The organism is Propioniciclava sp., from assembly GCF_029977985.1.
GTDB lineage: Bacteria > Actinomycetota > Actinomycetes > Propionibacteriales > Propionibacteriaceae > Propioniciclava.
The window spans coordinates 1-5,754 of the sequence record NZ_JARKOT010000133.1; the positions used below are offsets into that span (position 1 = coordinate 1).

General features: G+C 72.3%; 4 protein-coding genes and 1 pseudogene. 3 read left to right on the forward strand and 2 right to left on the reverse strand.

Going from position 1 to position 5,754, the window contains the following annotated elements:
• A partial coding sequence (locus tag Q1K57_RS08360; RefSeq protein WP_300080891.1) for an ABC transporter substrate-binding protein occupies nucleotides 1-831 on the reverse strand: 831 nt, incomplete at its 3' end.
• A gap of 141 nt (nucleotides 832-972) precedes the next feature.
• Here Q1K57_RS08360 and purD point away from each other — a divergent pair.
• Both purD and purB read left to right on the forward strand, forming a co-directional pair.
• The gene (gene purD / locus Q1K57_RS08365) at nucleotides 973-2,283 is read left to right on the forward strand and encodes a phosphoribosylamine--glycine ligase (RefSeq protein WP_300080894.1); all 1,311 of its coding nucleotides are present in this window, start codon (nucleotides 973-975) and stop codon (nucleotides 2,281-2,283) included.
• Complete coding sequence (purB, locus tag Q1K57_RS08370) at nucleotides 2,280-3,707, forward strand: adenylosuccinate lyase (protein WP_300080897.1); 1,428 nt, start codon at nucleotides 2,280-2,282, stop codon at nucleotides 3,705-3,707. The genes purD and purB overlap by 4 nt, the downstream gene beginning before the upstream one ends.
• Here purB and Q1K57_RS08375 read toward each other — a convergent pair.
• Nucleotides 3,696-5,090 (reverse strand): FAD-binding oxidoreductase, encoded by a 1,395-nt coding sequence (locus Q1K57_RS08375; RefSeq protein WP_300080900.1) that lies wholly within the window; start codon nucleotides 5,088-5,090, stop codon nucleotides 3,696-3,698. The two genes, purB and Q1K57_RS08375, sit on opposite strands and share 12 nt — an antisense overlap.
• Before the next feature lie 160 nt (nucleotides 5,091-5,250).
• On the opposite strand from Q1K57_RS08375, the pseudogene Q1K57_RS08380 reads away from it, so the two are divergent.
• Nucleotides 5,251-5,754: pseudogene (locus Q1K57_RS08380) on the forward strand (LuxR family transcriptional regulator); the annotation flags it as partial.

The following is a 5,754-nucleotide window of genomic DNA, read 5'->3' on the forward strand; positions in this document are numbered from 1 at the left end:
CACGGTCGGGTCGAGCTGGTTGTTCATCGTGGCGACGTCGCCGCTGGCGGTGATCGGGTCGGGGTTGGCGATGAACTGGCCGATCCAGTCCAGCTGGCCGGTCTTGATCATGTCCTCGCCGGACTGGTTGGAGTCCAGGCCGACGTACTGCACCTCGTTGATCGCCGGGACGCCGTCGCGGAAGTTGGCGTTGCCCTCGATGGAGTAGGACGCGTCCGAGGTGGTCTTCACCTGGTACGGGCCGGAGCCGACCGGCTTGGGGTTGGTCTCGTCCATCCACTTGTCGATGGACGACCAGACGTGCTTCGGCACGATCCAGCTGTTCCCGAGCAGCAGGGGCGCCGAGGTGAACTGGGGCTCGTCGTAGGCGAGCACGACGGTGGTGTCGTCGGAGGCCGTGGCGGAGGTCAGGTGCTCGGACTTGTTCGAGCCGTAGCCGAAGGTGAACACGACGTCCTCGGCGGTCAGCGGCTGGCCGTCGTTCCACTTCAGGCCGGACTTGATCTTGATGGTGATCGTCTTCCCGTCCGCGCTGTAGGTGTAGCTGTCGCCGATCAGGCCGGTCGGAGCGGCCGCGGACAGCTCGTTGAAGAAGAACAGCGGCTCGTAGATCGCGCCGAAGGTGGCGTGCATGGCGGTGTCGACGTGGAACGGGTTGAAGTCGACGGTGATCGGGGTGGAGTTGCCGGACCACACCCGCAGGACGGGCGCCTTGACCGGGGTGCCGCCGGACGATGTGTCCTGCGGGGCGGGTGCGGGTGAGGTGCATCCGGTGAGGGCGACCGAGAGGGCCACGGCTGCGCCGGCAAGTGCTCTGGGGATCTTCTTCACGTCTTCGACTCCTCGCTCGAAGGTGGCCGCAGCGATGCGGATGCTCCGACAGTACTGGAAAGGATCTATCTATAAACAGTCTTTACTATTACGCTCTGGTCACGATCCAGGGACGGGGTGGGGCGTCGGTAGGATTCCGGCGTGACGCAGACGGTGTTGGTGATCGGATCCGGAGGCCGCGAGCACGCGCTGGCGTGGGCGCTGGCCCGCGACCCGCAGGTGGTCGTCCACATCGCGCCCGGCAACCCCGGCACCGCCGCGGTCGGCACCAACCACCCCGTGGACCCGCTGGACGGCGAGGCGGTGGCCGCGCTGGCGGTGGAACTGGCCGCCGACCTGGTCGTGGTCGGGCCGGAGGCGCCGCTGGTGCTCGGGGTCGCGGACGACGTGCGCGCGCGGGGGATCCCGGTGTTCGGGCCTTCTGCGGGGGCGGCGCGGCTGGAGGGCAGCAAGGCGTTCGCCAAGGAGATCATGGAGTCCGCCGGCGTGCCCACCGCGGACGCCCGGCTCTGCCTGGACATGGGCGAGGTGCTGGCCGCGCTGGACGAGTTCGGGCCGCCCTACGTGGTGAAGGACGACGGCCTGGCCGCGGGCAAGGGCGTGATCGTCACCGATGACCGCGACGCGGCGATCCGGCACGCGGCGAGCTGCCACCGGGTGATCGTCGAGGAGTACCTGGACGGGCCGGAGGTGAGCCTGTTCGCGCTGAGCGACGGCGAGCACGTGCTGCCGTTCGAGCCGGCGCAGGACTTCAAGCGGGTCGGCGACGGCGACGCGGGCCCCAACACCGGCGGCATGGGTGCCTACACGCCGTTGCCGTGGGCGCCGGCCGGGCTGACCGACGAGGTCGTCCGGACGGTGATCCAGCCGACGGTGGACGAGCTGCGCCGCCGCGGCACCCCGTTCGTCGGCCTGGTCTATGCCGGGCTGGCGCTCACCTCGCGCGGCCTGCGGGTGGTCGAGTTCAACTGCCGCTTCGGCGACCCGGAGACCCAGCCGCTGCTGACCCGGCTGCAGACCCCCTTGTACGAGGTGCTGCTGGCTGCGGCCACGGGCCGGCTGGCCGGCCACCCGCCGCTGGAGTGGGGCAGCGGGGCCGCCGTGGGCGTGGTGGTGGCCGCCGAGGGCTACCCGGAGGCGCCGCGCAAGGGCGACCCGATCACCGGAGCCGACCAGCCGGGGGTGTTCCACGCCGGCACCGCACTGGACGCGTCCGGCCACCTGGTCAGCGCGGGCGGCCGCGTCCTCACCGTCGTGGGTACCGGCGACACCCTCGCCGAGGCCCGCGACGCCGCCTACGCCAAGGTCGCCCGGATCTCGCTCCCCGGTGGCTTCTCCCGCTCCGACATCGCCCTGGCTGCCTCCCGCCCCCCCGCTCCCCCCGCCGAATTGTCAGAACCTCAGCCGGTCGTGGGCGGCACAAATTCTGACAACTCGGAGGTGGAGGGATGATTCCCGATGTCCTGGCCACGCGGTACGCGTCGGCGGCGATGCGCGAGATCTGGTCGCCGGAGGCGAAGATCGTCGCCGAGCGGAAGCTGTGGCTGGCGGTGCTGCGGGCGCAGGCCGAACTCGGCGTCGACTTCGGCGGGGACGACCCGGAGCGGGTGATCGCCGACTACGAGCGGGTGGTCGGGCAGGTGGACCTCGCCTCCATCGACGCACGCGAGCGGGTCACCCGGCACGACGTGAAGGCCCGGATCGAGGAGTTCAACGCCCTCGCCGGGCACGAGCACGTGCACAAGGGCATGACCAGCCGCGACCTCACCGAGAACATCGAGCAGCGGCAACTGCTGTCGTCCCTGGAACTCGTCCGGGAGCGGATCGTCACCGTGCTGGTGAACCTCGCGCGGCTGGCCGTGCAGTACCGCGACCTGCCGATGGCCGGACGGTCGCACAACGTCGCCGCGCAGACCACCACCCTGGGCAAGCGGTTCGCCTCGGCCGCGGACGAACTGCTGGTCGCCTTCGACCGGGTGGACGAGCTGGTCCGGCGCTACCCGGCGCGCGGCGTGAAGGGCCCGATGGGCACCGCCCAGGACATGCTCGACCTGCTCGGCGGGGACGCGGCGAAGCTCGCCGAGCTCGAGCAGAAGGTCGCCGGCCACCTCGGCTTCGGCGGCGTGTTCACCGCGACCGGCCAGGTGTACCCGCGATCGCTCGACTACGACGTGCTCACCGCGCTGGTGCAGGTGGCGGCCGGGCCGTCCAGCCTGGCGACGACGATCCGGCTGATGGCCGGGCAGGAGTTGGTCACGGAGGGTTTCAAAGAGGGCCAGGTCGGGTCGTCGGCGATGCCGCACAAGATGAACACGCGCTCCTGCGAGCGGGTGAACGGCCTGATGGTGGTGCTGCGCGGGTACGCGTCCATGGCCGGCGAGCTGGCCGGCAACCAGTGGAACGAGGGCGATGTCGCCTGCTCGGTCGTCCGCCGGGTGGCACTGCCGGACGCCTGCTACGCGCTCGACGGCATGTTCGAGACCTTCCTCACGGTGCTGGACGAGTTCGGCGCCTTCCCCGCGGTGATCGAGGCCGAGCTGCAGCGGTACCTGCCGTTCCTTACCACGACCAAGGTGCTGATGGCCGCGGTCCGGGCCGGGGTGGGACGGGAGGCTGCGCACGAGGCGATCAAGGAGCACGCGGTCGCCGTCGCCCTGGCGATGCTCTCGGGCGCGGCGACCAACGACCTGTACGACCGGCTGGCCGCGGACTCCCGCCTGGGCCTGACCCGCGAGCAGCTCGCCGCGGTCGTGGTCGACCCCCTCGAACTCACCGGCTCCGCCCGCGACCAGGTGGACGCGATCGCCACCCGGGTGGCCGGACTCGCCGCGCAGTACCCGGACGGGGCGGCCTACACGCCGGGTTCAGTCCTCTGAGCCGAGGTCGTGGTTGGCCACGAACACCCCGGACGGATCGACCTGCCGCCGAACGGCCCGCAGCCGGGCCAGGGTCGCAGGGCCGAACAGGGACCCCGGATCGACGGCGTCCTCGGTGAAGTTGGCGAACCGGCGTCCGCTCGACCAGGGCCGCAGGGCGGTCACCGCCGAGGCGGCGTCGACCAGGCCCTGGGCGGCGAGCCCCGGCGTGGCGGCGACGGCGACGAAGAACCCGGCGTAGCCGGCCGGAAGCTGGTCGAGGGCGCCACCATCGGACGCCGGGCGGCCCAGCGCGCCGCCGAGGTGGCGGATCTCCGCGCTGAGCAGCGTCGTGCCGGATTCTGCACCCGCTGCGGCCACGAGCGCGTCCGCGGCGTCGGCGTCGAAGTCGTCCAGCAGCAGGTGGTCGGATACCGACGGCGTCGGTCCCTCCGGATCGAGGTGGATCCGGGCGAGCGCGGCCGCGGGGACACGTCCGAACGTGTCGATCTCCGGCTCCAGCGCCCGCAGCGGCGCGAGGAGCTCGGCGGCGCGGTCGTTCCCGGCCAGCACAGCCCCGTCGACCACGGCCAGCTGGCGCCCGCGGATGAACTCCGGCACCTCCGGCAGCGGCGGGACGCTGAGCAGGCGCAGTGACGTGGTGACCTCTTCGGCCAGCCCGTGCGTCCAGCCCGCCCAGGCCCGGCAGACCTCCGTCGCCTGGGCCGCGTCCCAGACCAGCATGCCGGCGTAGGCGTCCGGCACCGGAAGCAGCCGGATCTCCAGCGCGGTGACCACGCCGAAACTGCCTCCGCCGCCGCGCAGGGCCCAGAACAGGTCCGGGTGGTGCTCGGCGTCGGCGCGCACCAGGCTGCCGTCGGCCAGCACGACCTCGGCCGCAACCAGGTGGTTGCAGGCCAGCCCTTCGCTGCGGGCGTACCAGGACAGCCCGCCGCCGAGGCAGTACCCGGCGGCCGCCACGTCCGGGGAGCTGCCGTGCATCGCAGCCAGGCCGGAGGCCGCCGCGGCAGCCACGACCTGGTCCCACAGCGTGCCGCCGACGATCCGGGCGACCTGCCGGTCGCGGTCGATCGAGACCCCGGTGAAGTCCGACAGGCGCAGCAGCACGGCGTCGGCCAGGCGACCGGACAGCGGGCCGGCGTTGTGGCCGGAACTCTGCGGCACGATCCGCAGGCCCGCCGCCGTGGCGGATCGCACGATCGCGACCACGTCGTCGACGCTGGTCGGCACGGCGACCGCCGCCGGCCGCTGGTCGACCGCGACGTTCCATGGGGTACGGGCGGCGTCGTAGCCGGGGTCTCCGGGCAGGAAGACGCGTCCGTCCAGCAGCCCGCGCAGCGATTCGGCGGCGGGGCCGGGAGGAGCCATGGTGGATTCGATCACTTCGCTCTCCTTCGTAGGGTGCCTCGAATCTGCCCGTCCGGACGGGGCGGGGGCCATCCCCGGCGGGTGGGGAGTCCGCCCTCCCGCGAACCCGGGGTGGTATGACTTCCCAGCTTTGTGGGATGTCGGCGCAGCCTCCTGCGGGAGCACACTGGCGACCATGGGGAGGGCGCTGGCCGCTGAGCGCGTGCGCAGGGACGTGGAGGTGCTGGCTCGCGCGGGCCTGTCGCTGCCCGTCTTCGTGCACGAGGCGATGGCCTCGCTGGAGCGCGCCGTGCCGTTCGACTCGGTCTGCGTGGGCACCATGGACCCCAGCACCGGGCTGCTCACCGGCCACCTCAAGGTCGGCGGCCTCGCGGCCGTGGACGGGCACGACCACGAGTGGGGACTGATCGAGTACGGGCGCAGCGATCCGACGAGTTACCTGCAGATGGCCGCACGCGGGGTCACCGCTGCGGGCGTGCGGGCCGGCACGCTGGGTGACCCCGCGGGCTCGGTTCGGGTCGAGGAGTTCATGCGGCCGCACTTCCGGTTCTCCGACGAGCTGCGGACGCTGTGCGTGGACGAGCGCGGGCGGGCCTGGGGCGGGGTGGCCCTGTTCCGGCTGGAGGGTGACCCGGGTTTCGACGCCGACGAGGTGGACTACCTCGGCTCGCTCAGCGGC